This is a genomic window from Streptomyces sp. NPDC005955, assembly GCF_042871255.1.
Classification (GTDB): Bacteria; Actinomycetota; Actinomycetes; order Streptomycetales; family Streptomycetaceae; genus Streptomyces.
In genome coordinates this window covers 91,660-112,671 of the sequence record NZ_JBIAIF010000006.1, presented here as the reverse complement: position 1 = coordinate 112,671, position 21,012 = coordinate 91,660, and the positions used below count along the sequence as shown (strand labels likewise).

At 72.8% G+C, this 21,012-nt stretch carries 23 protein-coding genes and 1 tRNA gene; 13 read left to right on the top strand and 11 right to left on the bottom strand.

Annotated features, from left to right (window positions below; translation table 11 throughout):
• The first annotated feature begins 1 nt into the window (after position 1).
• The 3 genes from ACFYOU_RS16880 to ACFYOU_RS16870 all read left to right on the top strand — a co-directional run bounded on the left by ACFYOU_RS16880 (position 2) and on the right by ACFYOU_RS16870 (position 3,190).
• Positions 2–808 (top strand): SDR family oxidoreductase, encoded by an 807-nt coding sequence (locus ACFYOU_RS16880; protein ID WP_391306453.1) that lies wholly within the window; start codon positions 2–4, stop codon positions 806–808.
• Positions 798–1,418: an NAD(P)H oxidoreductase gene (locus ACFYOU_RS16875; RefSeq protein WP_391306452.1), complete on the top strand. Its 621-nt coding sequence runs from the start codon at positions 798–800 to the stop codon at positions 1,416–1,418. Before ACFYOU_RS16880 ends, ACFYOU_RS16875 begins: the two co-directional genes overlap by 11 nt.
• Before the next feature lie 182 nt (positions 1,419–1,600).
• A complete protein-coding gene (locus tag ACFYOU_RS16870; protein ID WP_391306450.1) occupies positions 1,601–3,190 on the top strand; it encodes an MFS transporter in 1,590 nt (529 codons plus the stop codon).
• Positions 3,191–3,271: 81 nt separating this feature from the next.
• Here the strand turns inward: ACFYOU_RS16870 and ACFYOU_RS16865 are convergent, their stop codons facing one another.
• On the bottom strand, positions 3,272–3,604 hold the full coding sequence (locus tag ACFYOU_RS16865) for an antibiotic biosynthesis monooxygenase (RefSeq protein ID WP_391306448.1): 333 nt from the start codon (positions 3,602–3,604) through the stop codon (positions 3,272–3,274).
• Positions 3,605–3,913: 309 nt separating this feature from the next.
• On the opposite strand from ACFYOU_RS16865, the gene ACFYOU_RS16860 reads away from it, so the two are divergent.
• The gene (locus ACFYOU_RS16860; RefSeq protein WP_391306446.1) at positions 3,914–4,798 is read left to right on the top strand and encodes a glycosyltransferase; all 885 of its coding nucleotides are present in this window, start codon (positions 3,914–3,916) and stop codon (positions 4,796–4,798) included.
• 25 nt (positions 4,799–4,823) lie between these two features.
• Here the strand turns inward: ACFYOU_RS16860 and ACFYOU_RS16855 are convergent, their stop codons facing one another.
• Complete coding sequence (locus tag ACFYOU_RS16855) at positions 4,824–5,144, bottom strand: hypothetical protein (protein ID WP_391306445.1); 321 nt, start codon at positions 5,142–5,144, stop codon at positions 4,824–4,826.
• A gap of 238 nt (positions 5,145–5,382) precedes the next feature.
• Here ACFYOU_RS16855 and ACFYOU_RS16850 point away from each other — a divergent pair, with 238 nt between their 5' ends.
• Positions 5,383–5,697, top strand: coding sequence for a 4a-hydroxytetrahydrobiopterin dehydratase (locus ACFYOU_RS16850; RefSeq protein WP_391306443.1), 315 nt, complete (start codon positions 5,383–5,385; stop codon positions 5,695–5,697).
• Here ACFYOU_RS16850 and ACFYOU_RS16845 read toward each other — a convergent pair.
• The 6 genes from ACFYOU_RS16845 to ACFYOU_RS16820 all read right to left on the bottom strand — a co-directional run bounded on the left by ACFYOU_RS16845 (position 5,651) and on the right by ACFYOU_RS16820 (position 11,537).
• A complete protein-coding gene (locus tag ACFYOU_RS16845) occupies positions 5,651–6,175 on the bottom strand; it encodes an ion channel (RefSeq protein WP_391306441.1) in 525 nt (174 codons plus the stop codon). The two genes, ACFYOU_RS16850 and ACFYOU_RS16845, sit on opposite strands and share 47 nt — an antisense overlap.
• 89 nt (positions 6,176–6,264) lie before the next feature.
• A complete protein-coding gene (locus ACFYOU_RS16840) occupies positions 6,265–7,257 on the bottom strand; it encodes an FUSC family protein (RefSeq protein ID WP_391306440.1) in 993 nt (330 codons plus the stop codon).
• Positions 7,254–8,645 (bottom strand): M20/M25/M40 family metallo-hydrolase, encoded by a 1,392-nt coding sequence (locus ACFYOU_RS16835; RefSeq protein WP_391306438.1) that lies wholly within the window; start codon positions 8,643–8,645, stop codon positions 7,254–7,256. Before ACFYOU_RS16835 ends, ACFYOU_RS16840 begins: the two co-directional genes overlap by 4 nt.
• A 4-nt stretch (positions 8,646–8,649) precedes the next feature.
• The gene (locus tag ACFYOU_RS16830; protein ID WP_389764599.1) at positions 8,650–9,087 is read right to left on the bottom strand and encodes a hypothetical protein; all 438 of its coding nucleotides are present in this window, start codon (positions 9,085–9,087) and stop codon (positions 8,650–8,652) included.
• Positions 9,084–10,625 (bottom strand): amino acid permease, encoded by a 1,542-nt coding sequence (locus tag ACFYOU_RS16825; protein ID WP_391306436.1) that lies wholly within the window; start codon positions 10,623–10,625, stop codon positions 9,084–9,086. Before ACFYOU_RS16825 ends, ACFYOU_RS16830 begins: the two co-directional genes overlap by 4 nt.
• Before the next feature lie 99 nt (positions 10,626–10,724).
• On the bottom strand, positions 10,725–11,537 hold the full coding sequence (locus ACFYOU_RS16820) for a TetR/AcrR family transcriptional regulator C-terminal domain-containing protein (RefSeq protein ID WP_391306434.1): 813 nt from the start codon (positions 11,535–11,537) through the stop codon (positions 10,725–10,727).
• A gap of 95 nt (positions 11,538–11,632) precedes the next feature.
• Between ACFYOU_RS16820 and ACFYOU_RS16815 the strand changes: the two genes are divergently transcribed.
• Complete coding sequence (locus tag ACFYOU_RS16815; RefSeq protein WP_391306432.1) at positions 11,633–13,972, top strand: ATP-binding cassette domain-containing protein; 2,340 nt, start codon at positions 11,633–11,635, stop codon at positions 13,970–13,972.
• A gap of 113 nt (positions 13,973–14,085) precedes the next feature.
• Positions 14,086–14,820, top strand: a complete 735-nt coding sequence (locus ACFYOU_RS16810; protein ID WP_385484971.1) for a siderophore-interacting protein — start codon at positions 14,086–14,088, stop codon at positions 14,818–14,820.
• A 114-nt stretch (positions 14,821–14,934) separates the two neighbouring features.
• On the opposite strand, the gene ACFYOU_RS16805 is transcribed toward ACFYOU_RS16810, so the two are convergent.
• Together ACFYOU_RS16805 and ACFYOU_RS16800 are read right to left on the bottom strand one after the other, a co-directional pair.
• A complete protein-coding gene (locus ACFYOU_RS16805; protein ID WP_389764590.1) occupies positions 14,935–15,519 on the bottom strand; it encodes an HhH-GPD-type base excision DNA repair protein in 585 nt (194 codons plus the stop codon).
• 63 nt (positions 15,520–15,582) lie between these two features.
• Positions 15,583–17,133: a helicase HerA-like domain-containing protein gene (locus ACFYOU_RS16800; protein WP_391306430.1), complete on the bottom strand. Its 1,551-nt coding sequence runs from the start codon at positions 17,131–17,133 to the stop codon at positions 15,583–15,585.
• Between the two features lie 130 nt (positions 17,134–17,263).
• Between ACFYOU_RS16800 and ACFYOU_RS16795 the strand changes: the two genes are divergently transcribed.
• Positions 17,264–17,560, top strand: a complete 297-nt coding sequence (locus ACFYOU_RS16795; RefSeq protein ID WP_003949502.1) for a type II toxin-antitoxin system VapB family antitoxin — start codon at positions 17,264–17,266, stop codon at positions 17,558–17,560.
• A gap of 114 nt (positions 17,561–17,674) precedes the next feature.
• Complete coding sequence (locus tag ACFYOU_RS16790) at positions 17,675–18,343, top strand: LytR C-terminal domain-containing protein (RefSeq protein WP_391306428.1); 669 nt, start codon at positions 17,675–17,677, stop codon at positions 18,341–18,343.
• Positions 18,344–18,425: 82 nt separating this feature from the next.
• Here ACFYOU_RS16790 and upp read toward each other — a convergent pair whose 3' ends face one another.
• The gene (upp, locus tag ACFYOU_RS16785; RefSeq protein ID WP_387009299.1) at positions 18,426–19,061 is read right to left on the bottom strand and encodes a uracil phosphoribosyltransferase; all 636 of its coding nucleotides are present in this window, start codon (positions 19,059–19,061) and stop codon (positions 18,426–18,428) included.
• Positions 19,062–19,178: 117 nt separating this feature from the next.
• Between upp and ACFYOU_RS16780 the strand changes: the two genes are divergently transcribed.
• The 4 genes from ACFYOU_RS16780 (at position 19,179) to ACFYOU_RS16765 (ending at position 20,999) form a co-directional block, all read left to right on the top strand.
• Positions 19,179–19,382 (top strand): hypothetical protein, encoded by a 204-nt coding sequence (locus ACFYOU_RS16780; RefSeq protein WP_389764584.1) that lies wholly within the window; start codon positions 19,179–19,181, stop codon positions 19,380–19,382.
• 364 nt (positions 19,383–19,746) lie between these two features.
• Positions 19,747–20,289 (top strand): hypothetical protein, encoded by a 543-nt coding sequence (locus tag ACFYOU_RS16775; protein WP_391306426.1) that lies wholly within the window; start codon positions 19,747–19,749, stop codon positions 20,287–20,289.
• Between the two features lie 120 nt (positions 20,290–20,409).
• Positions 20,410–20,841, top strand: coding sequence for a tRNA adenosine(34) deaminase TadA (gene tadA, locus ACFYOU_RS16770; RefSeq protein ID WP_385484986.1), 432 nt, complete (start codon positions 20,410–20,412; stop codon positions 20,839–20,841).
• Between the two features lie 73 nt (positions 20,842–20,914).
• A tRNA-Ser gene (locus ACFYOU_RS16765) sits at positions 20,915–20,999 on the top strand.
• Positions 21,000–21,012 lie beyond the last annotated feature (13 nt).

Below are 21,012 nucleotides of genomic sequence, written 5' to 3'. Positions count from 1 at the left end.
CATGGAGCACGTCAACGACACGGCGCAGACCACCACCGCGGCGGCCGCACGGGTCACCGGGCGGCGGCTCGCCGGCAAGACCGCGCTGGTCACCGGCGGCAGCCGGGGCATCGGCCGGGCCATCGCCCTGCGGCTGGCGGCCGAGGGCGCCCGGGTCGCGGTCCACTACGGCACGAACGGGGCCGCGGCGAAGGAGACGGTGCGGGCGATCGAGGAGGCGGGCGGCTCGGCGTTCGCGATCGGCGTCGCACTGGGGGTGCCCGGCGACGCGGACGCCCTGTGGGCCGCGTTCGACGAGCACGCCGACGGGGTGGACGTCCTCGTCAACAACGCGGGGATCGCCGGCCCCGGCACGATCCACGACGTGACCGAGGAGAGCTACGACCAGGTCTTCGCGGTCAACGCCAAGGCCCCCTTCTTCATCGTCCAGAAGGGCCTGTCCCGACTGCGCGACGGCGGCCGGATCGTCAACATCTCCTCCGGCGTCACCAAGGTGGCGTTCCCCGGCATGACCGCGTACGCCGCCACCAAGGGCGCCGTGGAGGTGCTGACGCTGACCCTGGCGAAGACCCTCGGCGAGCGGGGCATCACGGTGAACGCCGTGTCGCCGGGCACCGTCGAGACCGACATCCACCCGTGGATGGCGGACCCCGCGGCCAAGGCGGCGGCCGCCGCGTACTCGGTGTTCGACCGGGTGGGCCGACCGGACGACGTGGCGGACGTCGTCGCCTTCCTCGCCTCGCCCGACGCCCGCTGGGTGACCGGGCAGAACATCGACGCGAGCGGCGGGTCCGGCCTTGGCCTCTGACCGCGCCCGCGGGGCGCCCCGCCACACCCTGCTGGTCCTCGCCCACCCCCGGCAGGACGCCCTGACCGCACAGGCCGCGGTCCGGCTGCGCGACGCACTCACGTCCCGCGGCGGCCACGTCGACGTGCTCGACCTGTACGCCGAGGGCTTCGACCCCCGGCTGACCCCGGTCGACGAACCCGACTGGGAGCACCGCGACAAGCGGTACTCCGACGAGGTCCACGCCCACATGGACCGGATCGCCGCCGCGGACGACCTCGTCGTCGTCTTCCCCGTCTGGTGGTTCTCCGTCCCCGCCGTGCTGAAGGGCTGGATCGACCGCGTATGGAACTACGGTTTCGCCTACGGACGCGGGACGCCCCGGCTGGCCGGCAAGCGGATGGTGTGGCTCGGCCTGGCGGGCAGCACCCGGGAGCACTACGCGACCTCCGGCCTGGGCGCGGCCCTGGACCTGCAACTGCGCGTGGGCGTGTCGGAGTTCTGCGGCATCGAGGACGCGCGGGTCCAGGTGCTGTACGGGGCGGAGCTGTCCGGGGTGGCGGAGCACCGCCGCCCGGACCGCGTCCGGCACCTGCTCGACGAGGCGCAGCACGCGATCGCCCACCTCTGACGCACCACCGTCCCCACCCCCCCGATACCCCACGCAACGCCGTACGGCACTCGTCGCCGTACGGCGTTGCCTGCGTGCGTCGGGGTGTCGGTTCCGTACCCGGCGGGGACCCGAAGCGCACCCGGAGGCGGCCCGAACACGGCCCGAACCGTTCCCGAGACGGTGGGGCCGAAGCTCCTGCCATGACCTCCGAAGAGACACCCCGAGCCCAAGCGGCACCCCCCGCAAAGGCCGCCCGCCCCGTCCGGCACCCCTGGCTGGGCCTCGCGGTCCTGCTGCTGCCGGTCACCCTGATGACCGCCGACCTGGGCGTGCTCTGGCTCGCCACCCCCTACCTCGCCGCGGACCTCACGCCCAGCGGCAGCGAACTGCTGTGGATCACCGACATCTACGGCTTCCTCACCGCCGGCACCCTCGTCGTCATGGGCACCCTCGGCGACCGCATCGGCCGCCGCCGGCTGCTGCTGTTCGGCTCGCTCGGGTTCATCGCCGCGTCCGTGCTCGCCGCGTACGCCACCGACCCGGGGACGCTGATCGCGGCCCGCGCGGCGCTCGGCATCGCCGGGGCGGCGGTGCTGCCGTCCACGCTGTCGCTGATCAGCCACATGTTCACCGACGCCCGACAGCGCGCCAAGGCGATCGCCCTGTGGGTCACCGCACTCTCCGTGGGACTGGCCGTCGGACCGATCGCCGGGGGCGTCCTGCTGAACCACTGGTGGTGGGGCTCGGTGTTCCTGATCGGCGTCCCCGTGATGCTGCCGGTGCTGCTGCTGGCGAAGGCGCTGCTGCCCGAGTACCGCGACCCCGACCCCGGTCGGCTCGACCTGCTGAGCGTGGCCCTGTTCCTGCTCGCCGTGCTCCCCCTGATCTACGCGGTCAAGGACACGGCGGCGCACGGACCCGGTCTGACCCCCGCCCTCGCACTCACTGCCGGTACCGCCCTGGCCGTCGCGTTCGTCCGACGCCAGAACCGCCTCGCCGACCCGCTCCTCGACCTGCGGCTCTTCCGCGACCGGACGTTCACCGGCGCCCTGTTGACCCTGCTGCTCGGCATGACCGCGCTCAACGGCGTCGAGTACCTCGTCCCGCAGTACCTCCAGTCCGTCGCGGGGCTGTCCCCGCTGGCGGCCGGGACGTGGCTGCTGCCGGGCGCCGCCGGACTGGTCGCCGGTTCCCAACTGACCCCCGCCCTCGCCCAGCGCACCCGCCCGGCCCATGTCATCCTCGCCGGACTGGCCGTGGCCCTGGCCGGGTACGCCGTCACCACTGTCGTGGAAGGGGTCGTACCGGTCTCGCTGGCCCTGGCCGTGATCATGTTCGGGGTGGCCCCGATCAGCGTCCTCGGCACCACGCTGGCGGTCGGCGCGGCCCCGCCGGAGAAGGCGGGCGCGGCGGCGGCGACCGGCCAGACCGCGTACGACCTGGGCCTGGCCCTGGGCATCGCGGTGACCGGCAGCGTCGCGACCGCCGTGTACCGGGCCGAGATGCCCTCCGACGCCCCTGCCGGGGCCCGCGACACGCTGGGCGCGGCGCTGGACCTCTCGGCTCGGCTCCCCGCGGACACGGGCGAGTTGGCGCAGCTCGCGAAGTCCGCTTTCACCTCGGGCCTCCAGACGGCGTCGGCGCTCAGCGCGGGGTTCGCGGCGGTGACGGCGGTCCTGGTGTGGACGCTGCTGCGGGGCGTTCCGGCGACGGGCACGGTGCCCGCCGCCGAGGAGGGCGCCGCCGGGGCTCCCGGTTCCGATCGGGTGCGCGACGGGGCGACCCGCTGACCGGCACGGCGGCACCCCGGCACCGGGCGGCGGTACGGAACTCCCGTACCGCCGCCCGCCGGTGTGCGCCCGGCGCGGGGGTCACCGCGGGTGCACGGACTCGACCCGGAACAGCCGCGGCTGCACGTCCGTCGCGATCGCCGCGGCCTGGTCCATGTGCACCCGGGCCTCCGGGCGGGCCAGCATCGCCCGGTAGTGCTCCTCGGACTCCCACTGGGCGTAGTTGATGACCCGCTGACCGTCCTGCGACGCGTGGAAGTTGGCGCAGACGAAGCCCGGTTGTCGCTTCATCGTCTCCTCGGTGGCCCGCGCCAACAGGGCGAGCAACTCGGCCTGGCGTTCCGGGGCGACGGTGAACACATTGATGAGCGTCGCCACGGGGCGGCTGCTGTCGATACTCGCGGTAATGGTCATACCGAGCCATTTCCCCTTACAGCGGGCGATCGATCGCCCCCAGCCCCGCAATCCCCCGATCGGAGTCGAACCGACACGGGATCGGACGCCGGAGACCGCTCCGCTCCCGCGGGGTCAAGCTCCCCTTCCCGGACGCGCCGCCGTACGACGTCATGGTCCTCACCCTGCGGCAGCCGAGTACCGAGCGACGGAGCGACCGAGCGACCCAACGTCCCGACCGCGCACCGCGTTCCCGCACCGGCCGGACGGAGCCCCGGTGGTGCCCCGATAGGATCGCCCGGTCGAACGGTGTACGGACGGAGTTCACTCATGGGTCATCTGGGTCATCCGCGGATGGGCATCGCGATCCTCACCATGGGCAACCGCCCGGTCGAGCTGCGGGCCCTCCTGGACTCGGTGGCCCGACAGGACCTCGCGGCCACGCGGATCGTCGTGGTCGGCAACGGCTCCCCGCTGCCCGAGCTGCCGGACGGCGTGCACGGCGTGGAACTCCCGGAGAACCTGGGCGTGTCCGGCGGACGCAACGTCGCCATCGAGGAACTGCGCCGCCTGGGCGACGTGGACGTGGTGGTCGACCTGGACGACGACGGCCTGCTGGTCGACACCGGCGTCCTCAGCCGCCTCGCCCGGATGTACGGCGAGGACCCCCGCCTCGGCATCGTCGCGTTCCGCATCGCCGACGAACACGGGGAGACCCAGCGCCGGCACGTGCCCCGGCTCCGCGCCTCGGACCCGCTGCGCGGCGGTGAGGTCACGACCTTCCTCGGCGGCGGTCACGCCCTGTCCATGCAGATGCTGGACGAAGTGGGCGTCTGGCCGGACGAGTTCTTCTTCACGCACGAGGAGACCGACCTGGCCTGGCGGGCGTTGGACGGGGACTGGCGCATCGTCTACGAGCCCGCGCTGCTGCTGCAACACCCCAAGACCTCCCCCGCCCGACACGCCGTCTACTACCGGATGACCGCCCGCAACCGCGTCTGGCTGGCCAAGCGCAACCTGCCCGCCCCGCTCGTCCCCGCCTACCTCGGCACCTGGACGCTGCTCACCCTGGCCCGGACCCGCTCCGGCGACGGCCTGCGCGCCTGGGCCGGCGGCTTCTGGGAGGGCGTCCGCACCAACGGCGGCCCCCGCCGCCCCATGCGCTGGCGCACGGTCGCCCGCATGACCCGCCTGGGCCGCCCCCCGGTGATCTGACCGCCGCCGTGCGACCGGGTGGTCGCTAGGCCCCGCGCGAACCGACCCGGTCACCGTTCGGATCGGGCAGCAGCTGACTCGCCGCGATCAGGGCGAGCCCCGCGAACAGCAGGACGTTCCCGCCGATGAAGCGGACCTCCCAGGACGCGTCCGGCAGCACGTCGAAGTCGATGAGTCCGTGCACCACCAGGGACATGCCCATGAGCAGGGCGCCCGAGCCGTGGAGCCGCGGTCGGGCGCCCGAGCGGCGCACCCCGGGCAGGGCCCGCCCCGTCACGATCATCACCAGGCCCGCGGCCATCGCCAACCCGCCCACGAACACGGCCGCGCCCACTACCCACTCCATGCGGCTCTCCTCTTCGCGATCGCACGGGACCGGGGACGCAACACCCGGTCCGCTGGGGGCACATGGTCGCCCGCTTGTTCGTGTGCCGGCAATGCCGCCCTCCGGCAACCTTCGACGCGCTCCGGCTGCCGTGCCCGGTGCGGTCCACCTCCCCGCGGGGCCGGAGGTGTACAACAGCAGGGGCGGCCGGCCCGCGCCGCCCGACCGACCGCGCGACGCACAGCCGAGGAGCCGTCCGATGCCCAGCACCCCCCTCACCCCCGCCGAACTGGAAGCGGCCCTGTCCGACCTGCCCGGCTGGTCGGTGCGCAACGGCGAGCTGACCGCCTCCTTCACCGTCGACCGCGGCGACCTGCCCGCCCTGTACGCCGCGGTGGCCGCCGTCGAGGACCAGGCGAACCACCACGCCGCCGTCCGCATCCTGTACGCCACCGTCGAGTTCGGGCTGAACACCCATGACGCGGGCGGCGCCGTCACCGCGAAGGACACCGCGCTGGCCGCCCGGATCAGTGATCTCGCCGACCGCCACGGTGCCCGCCCGAGCGGTTCGTGAGCTGCGAGCGGATGCGGGTCGACACCGCGGTGGCCGCCGCGGTGAGGAACACGAACGTGTAGACGATCTGGAGGATCACCACCACCCGGGCCGACTGGCCGTGCGCGGTGATGTCGCCGAAGCCGACCGTCGCGAGCGTCACCACCGTGAAGTACAGCGCGTCCACCCGGGTGTACAGCCCCTCGAACTCCCCCGGGTCCCGCGCCAGCGCCAGGTACGCCACGGCGAAGACCAGCACCGTCACGCACATCAGCACCAGGATCGCGAACGCCGGGTGGGTGCCCTCGCGTTCCAGCAGCACGTCCCGGATGTGCTTGAGGATCAGCCAGGCGATCACGAAGAGGGACACCGCGAACGCCGTCCAGCTCACCAACGGGTGCTCGGGGCCGAAGGCGCGCGCCGGGATCAGGAAGTACACGGTGACCAGGACGAGCACGGTGCCGCCGATCGCCGCCCAGCGACGCAACGGGTCCGGCACGCGGTGCGGGGCACGCCCCGCACCACCCGCACTGCCCGCACCACCCGCGCCCTCCGCGCCCTCCGCACCGTCACGCGAGCGACCCCCCGTCACGACCGCTCACCGGCCCGCCCGGCACCGTCCCCGCGCCCCACCGTCCCGGCCAGGTACGCGATCGAGACCCCGGCGAGCGTCGCGACCGTCCGCTCCCAGAACCGTCCGCCGGCCGCCCCCCGGTCCCCCTGGAACAGGAGCAGCAGCACCAGGAAGGTGGTGAAGCCGCCGAGCACGTACCAGCGGCTGCCCTGCACCCCGCCCGCGCAGCCGAGGGTCAGCAGGCACAGCGCCCCGTACACCCCGTCCGGTGGCGAGGTGCGCAGCACCGCCAGCGCCAGCACCCCGCCGACCAGCACCGACACCGTCCGGCCCACGGCCCGGCGGCGGACCATCTCCGGGCGGGGCCGCATCACCATCAGGGCCGCGACCACCGGCCAGCCGGGGTGCGTGGGCGCGAGCGCGAGTCCGACGACGGTGGCCGCCGCGCCCGCCGCACCGAGCCGCAGCCCGTAGCCCAGGGCCTCGTCCCGGCCGAGCGGCAGACTGGGGTGCCGGCCGGGCAGCGGGCGTTCGGGCCAGACCAGGGAGACCAGCCAGGCGTAGGCCGAGCCCACGGCGATCAACGCGCCGACGGCCAGCGCCCCGGACACCTCCGGGTAGCTGAAGCCGACGCCGAGCAGCGGCACGCACAGCGCCATCGCCAGGACCCCGCCCGCCCGCCGGGCCGCGAGCAGCGCGGCGCCCACCGCGAGCACGAACACCCCGGCGACGGCCAGCCAGTCCCGGTACACCAGCAGCGCCCCGAGGACGACGGACACCCCGGCGGCGCAGCCGACCAGCACGATCAGCGCCCGGTGGCGCCGGGTCGCCGGCAGCACCAGGGCGACCGCGGGCAGCCCGCCGAGGGTGAGGGCGAGCCCCCGTTCCGGGTCGTCGAACGCGGCGACGAGCCCGCCCGGCAGCGCGTACAGGACCCCGCGCACCGCCGCGCCCCCGTGCCACGCCAGCGCGGGGAGCACGGGCGTCGCCCGCGGGGGTCCACTCACGTCCGGCGCCGGGCCGCTGTGGCGTAGTGGCGCAGGAAACGGGCCTCCACCTCCGCCATGTGCTGGATCTCGGCGGGGTCCACGCTCTCGTTGGGGGCGTGGATGAGGCACTGCGGCTCCTCGACGCCCATGAGGACGATCTCCGCGCGGGGGTACGTCCGGGCGAGGACGTTGCACAGCGGGATGGAGCCCCCCTGGCCCAGGAACTCCATGGGGCGGCCGTAGACCTCGGTCATCGCCCGGTCGAGCGCCGCGTACGCCGGTCCGTCGGTGGCGGCCCGGAAGGGGGCGCCGCCGCTCTCCGCCTCGACGGTCACCCGGGCGCCCCACGGGACGGCCCGTTCCAGGTGCGCGGTGAGCGCGTCGCGGGCGGTGTCGGGGTGGATGCCGGGCGGCACCCGCAGGCTGACCCGGGCCCGGGCGGTCGCGGGCACCGCGGCGGAGGAACCGACGACGGGCGGGCAGTCGATGCCGAGCACGGTGACGGCGGGCCGGGCCCACAGCCGGTCGGCGACGGTGCCGGACCCGGTGAGGCGGACCCCGTCGAGGACCCCGGCGTCGCGACGGAACTGCTCCTCGTCGTACCCGGCGCCCGTCCAGGTGCCGTCGGCGGGGAGCCCGTCGATCCGGGTGCCGCCGTCGTGCGGGTCGCGCAGCGAGGCGAGGGCCTGGACGAGGGCGCCCAGCGCATCGGGGGCGGGGCCGCCGAACATGCCGGAGTGCACCTCGCCCTCCAGGGTGCGGACGGTGACCACGAGGTCGGCGAGGCCGCGCAGCGAGGTGGTGGCGGTGGGGACGCCCACGGCGGCGTTCCCGGTGTCGCAGACCAGGAGCGCGTCGGCGAGGAACTCCTCGGGATGGGCGGCGACGTACGCCTCCAGGCCGCCGGTGCCCTGCTCCTCGGACCCCTCGGCGACGAACTTGAGGCCCACCGGGATCGCGTCCGCTCCGAGCGCGCGCAGGGCGGTGAGGTGCATGACGACGTTGCCCTTGCAGTCCGCGGCGCCGCGCCCGTACCAGCGCCCGTCGCGTTCGGTGAGGGTGAACGGCGGGGAGTGCCAGGCGTCCTCGCCCAGCGGCGGTTGCACGTCGTAGTGGCAGTAGAGCAGCACGGTCGGGGCGCCGGGCGGGGCGGGTCGGTGGCCGAGCACGGCGTGGCTGCCGTCCGGCGTCAGGGCGAGGTGGACGTCGTGCAGCCCGGCGTCGGCGAAGGCGTCGGCGACCCAGCGGGCGGCCCGTTCGCACTCCTCGGGCGGGTACTGGCGGGGGTCGGCGACGGAGCGGATGGCGACGAGTTCGGCGAGGTCGGCGCGGGCGCGGGACATCAGGTCGGCGACCGCGGCGCCGAGCCCGTCGGGGTCCGTGGTTCCGTTGGTTCCGTTGGCCATGGGGTCACCGCCGTACCGTGTCGGAGGTCTTCAGTTCGTCGATGCGGTCCTGGATCTGCTTCAGCTGGTCGGGGCAGTACACGCTGAGCACGATCGCCTCGGCCTCGACGACCTGACGGTCGGAGATCACCGGACGCTGACCGGGGCCGGTGGTGCCGTTGGAGAGGTTGGTCTTCCACTGGGCGGACTTGAGGGCGGAGTCGGGGTCCTGGCAGACGATCCCGCCGTCGGTGCCGAGGGCCCGGGCGACGGCGGCGGTGTCGGGGCGGCGGAAGCCGTCGGCCTCCAGCATGTCGGCGAGTTGGTTGGCCTTCTTGGTGGCCTCGTTGCTGCTGCGCACCGCCTCGTAGCGGAGGAGTCCGATGACCACGAAGGCGACGAGCAGCACGATCGCGCCGATGTAGATCCACTTGTGCTGGGCGGCGAAACGGGTGGGGCTCACGGGGCGCTCCTCCCTTCGTCGGAACCGGAACCGGAACCGCCATCGGCATCCGAACCGGGCACGGTGCTGCGCCAACTCGGCCGGCGGAACACCAGGAAGGCCACCGGGATCACCAGTCCGAGGATCACGAGCCCGCCGCCGACGATCCCGACGTACACCCAGACGCTGCCGCCGCCGAACTGCGAGGGCGGCACGAACCCGATGGCGAGCGCGGCGAGCGAGGCGAGCAGTCCGACCCCGCACAGCAGCGGCAGCGCGGGGGCGCGGAACCCGCGCGGATGGTCGGGCTGGGTCCGGCGCAGTCGTACCGCGGCGACGAACATCAACAGGTAGACGATCAGGTACACCTGCGTGGTGATCACCGAGAAGATCCAGTACACGCTGGAGACGTTCGGGATGAAGGCGTACATCAGGGCGATGGCGGTGGTGACGACCCCCTGGGTGACCAGGATGTTCTGCTGGATGCCGTGCTGGTTGAGCCGCTGGAGGAAGGGCGGCAGGTAGCCCTCCTCGCGGGAGATCAGCAGCAGGCCCTTGGACGGCCCGGCGAGCCAGGCGAGCATCCCGCCGAGGGACGCCGCGATCAGCGCGACGGCCGCCACCGGGGTGAGCCAGCCGATGTGGAAGTAGGAGAAGAAGGCGTCGAACGCCTGCATGACCCCGGCGGTGAGGCTGAGTTGGTCGGCGGGCACGACCCAGCTGATGGCCAGCGCGGGCAGGATGAAGATCAGCAGCACCAGCCCCATCGCCAGGAACATCGTCTTGGGGAACTCCCGCGGCGGGTCCTTCAACGAGGAGACGTGGACGGCGTTCATCTCCATGCCGGAGTAGCTGAGGAAGTTGTTGACGATCAGGACCAGACTGGCGAGCCCCGCCCACTGGGGCAGCAGGTTGGCGGCGTCCATCGGCGCGGCGGACGGATTGCCCTGGCCGAGGAAAACCAGCCCGAGGACGACCAGCAGGGTGCCCGGCACCAGGGTGCCGATGATCAGCCCCCAGGAGGACAGCCCGGCGAGCGTCCCGGTGCCGCGCGAGGAGACCCAGACGCCCGTCCAGTACAGGATCATGATGACGACGGCGGTGTAGAGGCCGTTGGCGGCCAGCGCCGGATCGATGATGTACGCGATCGTGCTCGCGACGAAGGCCAGCAGGCTGGGGTAGTAGAAGATCGTCATCGCGAACTGGCACCAGACGGCGAGGAAGCCGAGCGGCTTCGACAGGCCCTCGCTGACCCAGCGGTAGACGCCGCCGCTCCAGCCGGAGGCGAGTTCGGCGGAGACCAGCGAGGTCGGCAGCAGGAAGACGATCGCCGGCACGATGTACAGGAACACGCAGGCGAGACCGTAGACGGCCATGGTCGGCGCGGCCCGCAGACTGGCGACCGACGCGGTGGTCATCAGGGCGAGGGTCACCCAGGTGAGGGTGGGGTTCGCGGTGCCCCGGGCCGCCCGCGCCGCCCGTTCCTGCTCCTGCTGCTCCCGCTGTTGCTCCTGTGTGAGGCCGTGCGGCCGGTCCTCCGGTACGTCCATCGCGCTCACGCGTCCACCTCGCACCGTCCGGGGAAGCAACCACCCCCACACTCCGTCGCGGTGGCCCGGGGCGCAGCCCGCGGGAGCCGTCCGGGTGACGCCGGCAGGTCAGGGGAGGGCCGGCTCCGCCTCCACCAGGGCGGCGAACCCGTCCAGCACGCACCGCAGCCCGAACGCGTAGGCGTGTTCGGCCGAGTACACGCCCCGGTAGGCGTGGGCCGCGGCGCTGCCCACCCGGGAGGCGAGCGGGAAGCGTTCGGGGTCCAGCACCTCCTCCAACAGGGGCGCGTGGGCGGCCCACCACTCGTCGTCGCTCTGGCCGGTGTCCCGGGGGATGCTCCGGGATTGGAGCGAGCCGCGGGCGACGGACTCCACGAAGCCCAGGAGGTGGCTCAGTGCGCAGTCCGTCTCCACGTCGCCGAGGCCGGTGCCCTCGAAGGCGCGCAGTTCGTGCTCGTACTTGCCCAGCACCCCGGGCCCGAGCACGGGGCGCACGGTGGCCTGCTCGGCGATCCACGGATGGCGCAGGAACAGGGCGCGGTTGTCGTCCGCGACGGCGGTGACCCGTTCGCGCCAGGGCGCCCCGGGGCCCGGGTCGGTACGGGGCATCCGCAGGTACGCCCAGTCCAGCATGAGCGTCAGCAGTTCCGCCTTGCCCGGTACGTAGGTGTAGAGGGACATGGGGGTGACCCCGAGGCGTTCGGCGACGCGGCGCATGGTCACGGCCTCGATGCCGTCCGCGTCGGCGAGCGCGACCGCCGAGCTGACCACCTCGTCCACGCTCAGCCCCTGCTTGGGGCCCCGCCCGCTGCGTTCCGCGCCGGGCTCGCGCCACAGCAGCCGCATCGTGCGGGTGGCGTCCGCCGCCCGCCCACCGCCCCGCCCGGTCTTCGACACCCGGACCTCCCAGCGCACGCCCATTATCTGCGTACATCGTATTCAATACTGTGTATCCTGTACGAAGTAGAGTACCCGGGCACTCCGTGCCCGCACGCACCAGGCGCCCGAGGAGAGTCATGCCCGCCGAGGCCGACCAGCCGACCGCACCGCACCGCAGCACCCCGCCCCCGGCGAACCCGCCCGGCCCGGTCGCCGCCGCGGACGACCACCACCTGATCGAGGTGCGCGGCGCCCGCGAGAACAACCTGCGCGACGTCTCCGTCGACATCCCCAAGCGCCGGCTGAGCGTCTTCACCGGCGTCTCCGGCTCCGGCAAGTCCTCGCTCGTCTTCGGCACGATCGCCGCCGAGTCGCAGCGGCTGTTCAACGAGACGTACACCAGCTTCGTCCAGTCCTTCATGCCCTCCGTCGGCCGCCCCGACGTGGACGGACTGCGCAACCTGAGCGCCGCGATCGTCGTCGACCAGGAGCGCATGGGCGCCAACTCCCGCTCCACGGTGGGCACCGCGACCGATGCGTACACCATGCTGCGGATCGTCTTCAGCCGGCTCGGCGAGCCCTACGCGGGCACGGCGCAGTTCTTCAGCTTCAACGGCTCCGAGGGCATGTGCCCCCGCTGCGAGGGCCTGGGCCGGACCTCCGAGATCGACGTCGACCAGGTGGTGGACCGCTCGCTCTCCCTCAACGAGGGCGCGATCCTCGTCCCCGGTTACGCCGTCGACTCCTGGCCGTGGAAGGTCATGACCAGCTCCGGCTTCTACGACCCGGCGAAGAAGGTCGCGGACTTCACCGACACCGAGCTGCACGACCTGCTGCACAAGCCGACCACCAAGGTGAAGGTCGACACCAGCAACCTCACCTACGAGGGCCTGGTCCCCCGCATCCAGCGCTCGTTCCTGTCCAAGGACCGCGAGGCGATGCAGGCCCACATCCGGGCCTACGTGGACCGGGCCGTCGTCTTCGCCGAGTGCCCCGAGTGCGGGGGCGCCCGCCTCAACCGGGCGGCGCTGGCCTCCCGGATCGACGGACGCAACATCGCCGAGTGCTCGGCCATGCAGATCAGCGACCTCGCACGGTTCGTCCGCGACCTCGACGCACCCTCCGTCGCCCCGCTGCTGGCGAACCTCGGCGGGCTCCTCGACTCGCTCGTGGAGATCGGCCTCGGCTACCTCAGCCTCGACCGCACCTCCGCCACCCTCTCCGGCGGCGAGGCCCAGCGTGTGAAGATGGTCCGCCACCTCGGCTCCCCGCTCAGCGACGTCACCTACGTCTTCGACGAGCCCACCACCGGACTCCACCCGCACGACGTCCAGCGCATGAACAACCTGCTGCTGCGCCTGCGCGACAAGGGCAACACCGTCCTGGTGGTGGAGCACAAGCCCGAGGTCATAGCCATCGCCGACCACGTGGTCGACCTCGGCCCGGGCGCCGGCACGAACGGCGGCCTGATCCAGTACACCGGTGACGTGGCGGGGCTGCGCGCCTCGGACACCCTCACCGGACGCCATCTGGGCCACCGCGCCCGGCTGCGCGAAACGGTCCGCAAGCCCGTGGCGCAGCTGTCCATCGAGAACGCCAACCTGCACAACTTGAAGGACGTCTCGGTGGACGTGCCGCTGGGCGTGCTGACGGTGGTCACCGGGGTCGCCGGCTCCGGCAAGAGCTCCCTGATCCACGGCCACCTCTCCCACCGGGAGGGCGTCGTGGTCGCCGACCAGTCGCCCATCCGCGGCTCGCGGCGCTCCAACCCGGCCACGTACACGGGTCTGCTGAACCCGATCCGCACCGCCTTCGCCAAGGCCAACGGCGTCAAGGCGGCCCTGTTCAGCGCCAACTCGGAGGGCGCCTGCCCCGGCTGCAACGGCATCGGGCTGGTGTACACGGACCTGGCGATGATGGCCGGGGTCGCCTCGGTCTGCGAGCGGTGCGAGGGCAAGCGGTACACCCCCGAGGTGCTGGAGTACCGGCTGCGCGGCAAGAACATCAGCGAGGTCCTCGGCATGTCGATCGCCGAGGCGCACACCTTCTTCCCCACCGGCCAGGCGCACACCGTGCTGGGCCGGCTGAACGACGTCGGCCTCGGCTACCTCCGGCTCGGGCAGCCGCTGAACACCCTTTCCGGCGGCGAGCGCCAGCGCCTGAAGCTGGCCATCCACATGGCCGAGAAGTCCTCCACGTACGTCCTGGACGAGCCCACCACGGGCCTGCACCTGGCGGACGTCGACAAGCTGCTCGCCCTGCTGGACCGGCTGGTCGACCAGGGCAACTCGGTGATCGTCATCGAGCACCACCTCGCGGTGATGGCGCACGCCGACTGGATCATCGACATCGGCCCCGGCGGCGGCCACGACGGCGGGCAGGTCGTCTTCACCGGCACGCCGACCGAACTCGTCGAAACCGCCGGCGGAGCCTCCCTGACGGCACGGCACCTGAAGGAGTACGTGCACGGCGCCTGACGACCCGCCGAAGATCCGGCCTCGCCAGATAGCGGAGGTTAGGCTAACCTAACTTCCAACGCCCCCGGGGTTACGAGTCACCCCGGGGGCACCACGACGGCGGGGAGCTCGCGATGGGTCACGGATGGGAGGGGGCGGTCCTCAAGCTGCTGCGCGGCAAGGACTTCGTCTTCACCGTGACCGGCACCGAGGTGGTCAACGACCGCCTGCGTCGCCTGCACCTCACCGACGGCGGCATGCTCGCCGTGACCGGCACCCACCCCACGATGTGGGTGCGGATCTGGTTCGAGAACGCGGGCAAGCCGCACCAGCGGGGCTACACCCTGGTCGACCCGGACCCGGAGAAGGGCACCTTCAGCCTGGAGTTCATCCTCCACGAAGGCGCCGCCAGCGACTGGGCCCGTGCCGCCCGCCCGGGCGACACCATCGAGGCGACCGTCCACGGTTCGGAGTTCACCCCGCCCGAACCCGCACCCGCGCACCTCTACGTCGTGGGGGACGCCGCGTCCCTCCCGGCGATCAACTCCCTCCTCGACGAAATGAGCGGGGCGTCCGCGACCATCTGGTACGAGACGGCGCACCCGCTCGACGACCAACTGCCGATGCGCCTTGACCCCGCACGGCACGATCTGCGCACCGTCCCGCGCCGGGAAACCGGCTCGGGACTCCTGGAAGAGGTCCGGTCCACCCTCCCGGACCTCCTCCGCACCCATCGGGGCACCGACGAGTTCTACGTCTGGGTCGCCTGTGACACCGTCACCACACGGTCCCTCACGGCCTACCTGCGCAAGGAACTCTCGGTTCCCAAGCCGCGCGTCAAGTCCCTCGGGTACTGGCGCCCGACGTAGCGGGGGTGGTCGCACGGCTCTTCCCAGTGAGCCGTGCGCCAGACGGCGGACCCGGGCTGTGGCGGCTCTCAGCCCGGTTCCGCCCCGTCTCCCTCTCCCGTGCACCGCGCCCGTTCACCCCCGGGCCCGCTTGGCCGCCGCCTTCAGCTCCTGCTTGTGGGCGCGCACCCGCGCCAGCGACTCCGGTCCGGTGATGTCGGCCGCCGAACGGTGGCTGCCGCGCTCCCCGTACTCCCCCGCCGCCTCCCGCCAACCGCTGGGGCGCACCCCCAACTGCTTCCCCAGCAGGGCCAGGAAGATCTGCGCCTTCTGCTTGCCGAAACCGGGCAGCTCGTTCAACCGCCGCAACAGCTCCCGCCCCGAGTCGACGCCCTCCCACACCGCCTCGGGCCGCCCGTCGTAGTGCTCCACGAGGTACTGGCACAGCTGTTGCACCCGCTTCGCCATCGACCCCGGGTAACGGTGCACCGCCGGCTTCTCGGACAGCAGCGCGGCGAACGCCTCCGGGTCGTACGCGGCGATCTCATGGGCGTCCAGATCGTCGGCGCCGAGGCGCTGCGCGATCGTGTACGGCCCGGCGAAGGCCCACTCCATGGGCACCTGTTGGTCCAGCAGCATCCCCACGAGCGCGGCCAGCGGGCTGCGCCCCAACAGGGCATCGGCCTCCGGCTGCTGCGCGAGGTGAAGGTTCACGTCCATACCCCGATCATGGGGCCCCCACCCGCACCCCGCACACGATCACCACCCGCGACCCGCGCACCGTCACCGCCGGCGGGCCGTCCCGAACAGGGACCGGCTGATCTCCCGCCCCAGCTGCGAGCCGAGCGAACGGGCCAGCGACTTGAACGCCCCGCTCCCCACCACCTGCTCCACCAACGTCGGGTCCGCCCGGCGCTCCTCGGGCGCCTTCGGGGTCTCCGCGGCCGGGCCGGGTGCCGGGGCCGGCTCCGCCCGCGCGGTCAACTTCTCGTACGCCGACTCCCGGTCCACGGCCTGCGCGTACCGCCCGTACAGCGCCGACCCCCGCACCGCCGCGTCCAGCGCCTCCCCGGACACCGGCCCCATCAGCGACTCCGGGGCCCGCAGCCGCGTCGCCGCCACCGGAGTGGGCGCCCCGCTCTCGCTGAGCACCGTCACCACGGCCTCCCCGGTGCCGAGCGTGGTCAACAACTCCTCCAGGTCGTACCCGGAGTCGGGGAACGTCCGCACCGTCGCCCGCAGCGCCTTCTGGTCGTCGGGGGTGAACGCCCGCAACGCGTGCTGCACCCGGTTGCCGAGCTGTCCCAGCACGTCGGCGGGCACGTCCTTCGGCGTCTGGGTCACGAAGAAGACGCCTACCCCTTTGGAGCGAATCAGCCGGACGGTCTGCGTGATCGCCTCCAGGAACGCCTTGGACGCCCCCTTGAACAACAGGTGCGCCTCGTCGAAGAAGAACACCAGCTTGGGCCGGTCGACGTCCCCCACCTCGGGCAGGTCGTGGTACAGGTCCGCCAGCAGCCACATCAGGAAGGTCGAGAACAACTGCGGCTTGTCCTGCACCGCGGGCAGTTCGAGGAGGGACACCACCCCCAGCCCGTCCCCGACCGTGCGCAGGAACTCGGCCGTGTCGAACTCCGGCTCCCCGAAGAACGTGCCCGCGCCCTGCTGCTCGAACGCCGTCAACGACCGCAGGACCACCCCGGCCGTGGCCGCCGACAGACCACCGATCGTCTTCAGCTCCCCCCGGCCCTCCTCGGAGGTCAGGAACGCGACCACGGCCCGCAGGTCCTTGAGGTCGACCAGCTCCAGGCCCTTCTGGTCGGCGTAGTGGAACACCAGCCCGAGCGACTGCTCCTGGGTCTGGTTCAACTGGAGCACCTTCGCCAGCAGCACCGGCCCGAAGCTGGTCACGGTGGCCCGCAACGGAATGCCGGGCCCGAGCCCGCCCAGGGCGTAGAACTCACAGGGGCGACCGCCCGCCTCCCACTCCTGCCCCACCTCGGCCGCCCGCCCCAACACCCGTTCGCTCCGCTCGCCCGGCGCCGAGATCCCGGACACGTCCCCCTTCACATCGGCCAGGAACACGGGCACCCCCTGCGCGGAGAGCTGCTCCGCGATCAGTTGGAGCGTCTTCGTCTTGCCGGTGCCGGTGGCCCCGGCGACCAACCCGTGCCGGTTGAGCACCGCCAACGGAACGCGGACCTGGGCCCCCGGCAGACAGGTGCCGTCCCACAGCAGCGCCCCGAGGTCGAGCGCGGGACCGGTGAAGGCGTACCCGGCGGCGATCTCCTGCGCGGCCGGCGGCACGGACGCGTTCGACTCGTTCTCGGTCATCGTTCGGGCCCCTGTTCCCGGTACGGCGCTTCGACTGGTACCGGTTCGTACCGCGATACGCGTTATGATCCACCTTCGCACTGGCCCGCCATGGCTGCGCCCGGAGAGGCTTGACCGGTAGGCTTTCCGTGTGATCTTCAAGCGCATCGGAAACGGCCGGCCGTACCCCGACCACGGCCGGGAAAGCACCCGGCAGTGGGCGGACGTCGCGCCGCGCCCGGTCCGCCTCGATCAGCTCGTGACGACCAAGGGCCAGCTCGACCTGGAGACGCTCCTCGCCGAGGACTCGACCTTCTACGGCGACCTCTTCGCGCACGTCGTGAAGTGGCGGGGCGATCTGTACCTGGAGGACGGGCTGCACCGGGCGGTCCGGGCCGCACTCCAGCAGCGGCAGGTCCTCCACGCCCGGGTGCTCGAACTCGACTGATCCGCGCCCCGCACACGGGACGCAGCGGGCGCCGTTGACCCTTTCGGGTAGCGCGGTTCACCCGCTAATGATCGTTTAGTAGGCATTGCCGCCGCACGGCACTACGCTGCGCACATGAGCATGCTCACACCCCCCGGCATGGGCGGTCAGTACCGCATCACAGGGGGCAAGTACCCACGGATGCGTCGGGGTCGCCGACGGGGCAGGGTCGTGCTGGCCTGCGCCGCGACCCTGACCGCCGTGGGCGTGATCGGCTGGGGCACCCTCCAGCTCGTCGACGTCTTCACCGGCGGCGGGAACGAGGCGAAGGCCGCGGGCTCCGGATGCGCACCCGCCTCCGCGAAGCCGTCCCCCGGCGCCTCGGGCGGACCGGTGGGCCGCGCCGCCGCCGGCCTCCCGAAGCCCTCGACCGTCAAGGTCAACGTCCTCAACGCGACCCCGCGCAGCGGTCTCGCCAAGAAGACCGCCGACGAGCTGCGCAAACGCGGCTTCACCATCGGCGAGGTGGGCAACGCCACCAAGCAGTACGACAAGAAGGTGCCCGGCGCCGGCCTGGTCATCGGCGCGAAGGGTGCCGCCCGGGGCGCTCTGCCGGTGCTCGCCGCGCACCTCGCGGGCGCCGGTCAGCGCACCGACGCCCGCGCCTCCGCCGACGTCGACCTGATCATCGGGACGGCCTTCACCCGGCTCGCCCCCCAGGACGCGGCCACCCGCACCCTCACGGCACTGGCGAACCCGTCCCCGAAGCCGGACCCCTCCGCCGCGGCCTGCCGCACCCGCTGACGCCCGCTCCTCCGTACACCCGCGGCCCCCGCCCCCGTTTCCGGTCGGCGGGGGCGGCCGGCAGAGGCGGCAGGAGGGGGCTCTACTCCGCGGTGCCGTACATCCGGTCGCCCGCGTCACCGAGACCCGGGACGATGTAACCGTTCTCGTTCAGACGCTCGTCCACCGAGGCGGTGACCACCCGCACCGGGGCGCCCGCCAACTCCCGCTCCATGACCGCGACGCCCTCCGGCGCGGCCAGCAGCACCACGGCCGTGACGTCGTCGGCGCCCCGCCGGATCAGCTCCTGGATCGCCGCGACCAGCGTGCCGCCCGTGGCCAGCATGGGGTCGAGGACGTACACCTGACGGCCGGACAGGTCCTCCGGCATCCGGGTGGCGTACGTGGACGCCTCCAGCGTCTCCTCGTTGCGGATCATCCCGAGGAAGCCGACCTCGGCGGTCGGCAGCAGCCGAACCATGCCGTCCAGCATCCCCAGACCGGCCCGCAGGATCGGCACGACCAGCGGGCGCGGGTGCGACAGCTTCACCCCGGCGGTGCGGCACACGGGCGTCTCGATGTCGACCTGCTCGGTCCGCACATCGCGGGTCGCCTCGTACGCGAGGAGGGTGACCAACTCGTCGGCGAGCCGCCGGAAGGTCGGGGAGTCCGTACGCCGGTCGCGCAGGGTGGTGAGCTTGTGGGCGACCAGCGGGTGGTCGACGACGTGGAGACGCATTCCTCCACAGTAACCGCGGTCACAAGCCACCCGCGCTGGCATCAAAACCACCGATCGGGGGAAAGTGGGAGGGACCGACCGGGGCCCACCAGGGGCCCCCTTTGGAGTGTGACCCCCATGCCGGAGCGATCCCGGGACGACCGGGAGGACCCCGAGAACCTCCCCGAGGCCCCCCTCACCGACGCCGAACGCCGAAGGCGCCGCGCCCAGTTCCTCCGCGATCTGGCCGAAGCGCGCGAACTGCGACGCCGGGTGCAACCGCGCCGCGTCCGTGCGGCACGCATGCGACAAGCGATGCGCATGCGGACGTTCCGGGGGTGATCCCCCGGCCGCCGCCACCCGTCCCGAGGCCGTGGCGAAAGTGACACCCGACACGTTCTGAGGCGTGCGCGACGCCGCCCGGAGCACCGCACACACCGCTCCCCCACCGTGGATCAAGGCGCTCCCACCCCGGCGGGAAGCGGCTCGCGACGGGCGCGCGCCGGGGGCACGACAGCGGTCGCCCGAGGTGGCGCACACCCCGGGCGGAGCACGCGACGCGCACACAGCAGGCGGAAGACCCCTCCTCAGGCCGTGGTTTCTGCCACGATTCCGATGGGCGGGGCACTCGCACCGTACGGCCCGCCCACAACCTCCGCCGGGGGGAACCCCAAGCGGCACGCCTCAGACCAGTGGGAGAGTCACGGTGTACTTCGCCGCACTGCTCGCGCGCACCGAAGACGGGTGGGAAGCGAGCGACACGGAGCTAGACGATGTGGAGTCCCTGTCGGACCTGGCCGAACTGGCCCGCGAAGCCTCAACCGACGACGACACCGTCCTCGTCCTCCTCGAACAGGAGGACGCATGGTTCGGAGTCGTCCGCGTGGACGGTGAGGAAGACCCCCGCCTGTACGTGTCGGACGCCGTCGCGGCGTCCCGCAGCTCGTACGGGGAGATCCTGATGAACGAGCTGATCGGACGGGAGTACGGGGACGACGACGTCGACCTCGACTCCCTCGATCTCGACGGTACGGAGGACGGTGAGCCGGAGGGCTCGACCTCCGACGAAGACGGGTCCACCGGAGCCGACGGCCCGGACGCCGTCGCCTCCGGGCCGCTCGGGGACGCGGAACTGCTCGGCGACCTCGGGGTCCCCGGCCGGGAACTGCGGACCCTGGAACCGGGCGACGCGCTGGGCGGCATCGCCGAGGCCCTGGGTGCTTCGGAGATGCTCGAAGCAGTGCGCTAGCGCACCGCCGGGTGCGCGGCGGTGCCCCGTCCGGCACCCCGCGCCCCGCGGCGCCCGCCCGCGCCGCGTCGGTAGGTTGGACCCGTGAACGATGCGGTACGAGGCCCCTGGGAAGGGGTCATGAGGGTGGCCCTGGACCAGGCGCGCGAAGCGCTCGCCGGGGGTGACGTGCCGGTCGGCGCGGTGGTGGTCGGCCCCCGCGGCGACCTCATCGCCACCGGCCACAACGACCGGGAGGCCACCGGCGACCCCACGGGGCACGCCGAGATCGTGGCGATCCGACGGGCCGCCACCGCCCTCGGCGAGTGGCGGCTGGCCCACTGCACCCTGGTCGTCACCCTGGAACCCTGCACCATGTGCGCGGGCGCCCTCGTCCAGTCCCGCCTCGACCGGGTGGTCTACGGCGCCCGCGACGAGAAGGCGGGCGCCGCGGGCTCGCTGTGGGACGTCGTACGGGACCGGCGGCTGAACCACCGGCCGGAGGTCGTCGCCGGGGTGCTCGCCGAGGAGTGCGGGCGGCTGCTCACCGACTTCTTCCGCGCCGGCCGCTGAGGCGTCGAGGTGCGCGGCCGGAGCCCGGATATCGATTTCGGCGCACGGCACACCTTGGGGTAGGGTCTCTCCCGGTAGCGTGTCCGAGCGGCCGAAGGAGCTCGCCTCGAAAGCGAGTGTGGGGAAACTCACCGAGGGTTCAAATCCCTCCGCTACCGCTTCTAGCACCCC

Excerpts from the sequence above, each read along its gene's own strand:
- upp (WP_387009299.1), bottom strand. The coding sequence starts at position 19,061 with ATGCGTCTCCACGTCGTCGACCACCCGCTGGTCGCCCACAAGCTCACC.
- ACFYOU_RS16860 (WP_391306446.1), top strand. The coding sequence starts at position 3,914 with ATGGGTCATCTGGGTCATCCGCGGATGGGCATCGCGATCCTCACCATG.
- ACFYOU_RS16820 (WP_391306434.1), bottom strand. The coding sequence starts at position 11,537 with ATGGGCGTGCGCTGGGAGGTCCGGGTGTCGAAGACCGGGCGGGGCGGT.
- ACFYOU_RS16805 (WP_389764590.1), bottom strand. The coding sequence starts at position 15,519 with ATGGACGTGAACCTTCACCTCGCGCAGCAGCCGGAGGCCGATGCCCTG.
- ACFYOU_RS16870 (WP_391306450.1), top strand. The coding sequence starts at position 1,601 with ATGACCTCCGAAGAGACACCCCGAGCCCAAGCGGCACCCCCCGCAAAG.
- ACFYOU_RS16865 (WP_391306448.1), bottom strand. The coding sequence starts at position 3,604 with ATGACCATTACCGCGAGTATCGACAGCAGCCGCCCCGTGGCGACGCTC.
- ACFYOU_RS16810 (WP_385484971.1), top strand. The coding sequence starts at position 14,086 with ATGGGTCACGGATGGGAGGGGGCGGTCCTCAAGCTGCTGCGCGGCAAG.
- tadA (WP_385484986.1), top strand. The coding sequence starts at position 20,410 with ATGAGGGTGGCCCTGGACCAGGCGCGCGAAGCGCTCGCCGGGGGTGAC.
- ACFYOU_RS16780 (WP_389764584.1), top strand. The coding sequence starts at position 19,179 with ATGCCGGAGCGATCCCGGGACGACCGGGAGGACCCCGAGAACCTCCCC.
- ACFYOU_RS16790 (WP_391306428.1), top strand. The coding sequence starts at position 17,675 with ATGAGCATGCTCACACCCCCCGGCATGGGCGGTCAGTACCGCATCACA.
- ACFYOU_RS16855 (WP_391306445.1), bottom strand. The coding sequence starts at position 5,144 with ATGGAGTGGGTAGTGGGCGCGGCCGTGTTCGTGGGCGGGTTGGCGATG.
- ACFYOU_RS16835 (WP_391306438.1), bottom strand. The coding sequence starts at position 8,645 with ATGGCCAACGGAACCAACGGAACCACGGACCCCGACGGGCTCGGCGCC.
- ACFYOU_RS16880 (WP_391306453.1), top strand. The coding sequence starts at position 2 with ATGGAGCACGTCAACGACACGGCGCAGACCACCACCGCGGCGGCCGCA.
- ACFYOU_RS16800 (WP_391306430.1), bottom strand. The coding sequence starts at position 17,133 with ATGACCGAGAACGAGTCGAACGCGTCCGTGCCGCCGGCCGCGCAGGAG.
- ACFYOU_RS16850 (WP_391306443.1), top strand. The coding sequence starts at position 5,383 with ATGCCCAGCACCCCCCTCACCCCCGCCGAACTGGAAGCGGCCCTGTCC.
- ACFYOU_RS16815 (WP_391306432.1), top strand. The coding sequence starts at position 11,633 with ATGCCCGCCGAGGCCGACCAGCCGACCGCACCGCACCGCAGCACCCCG.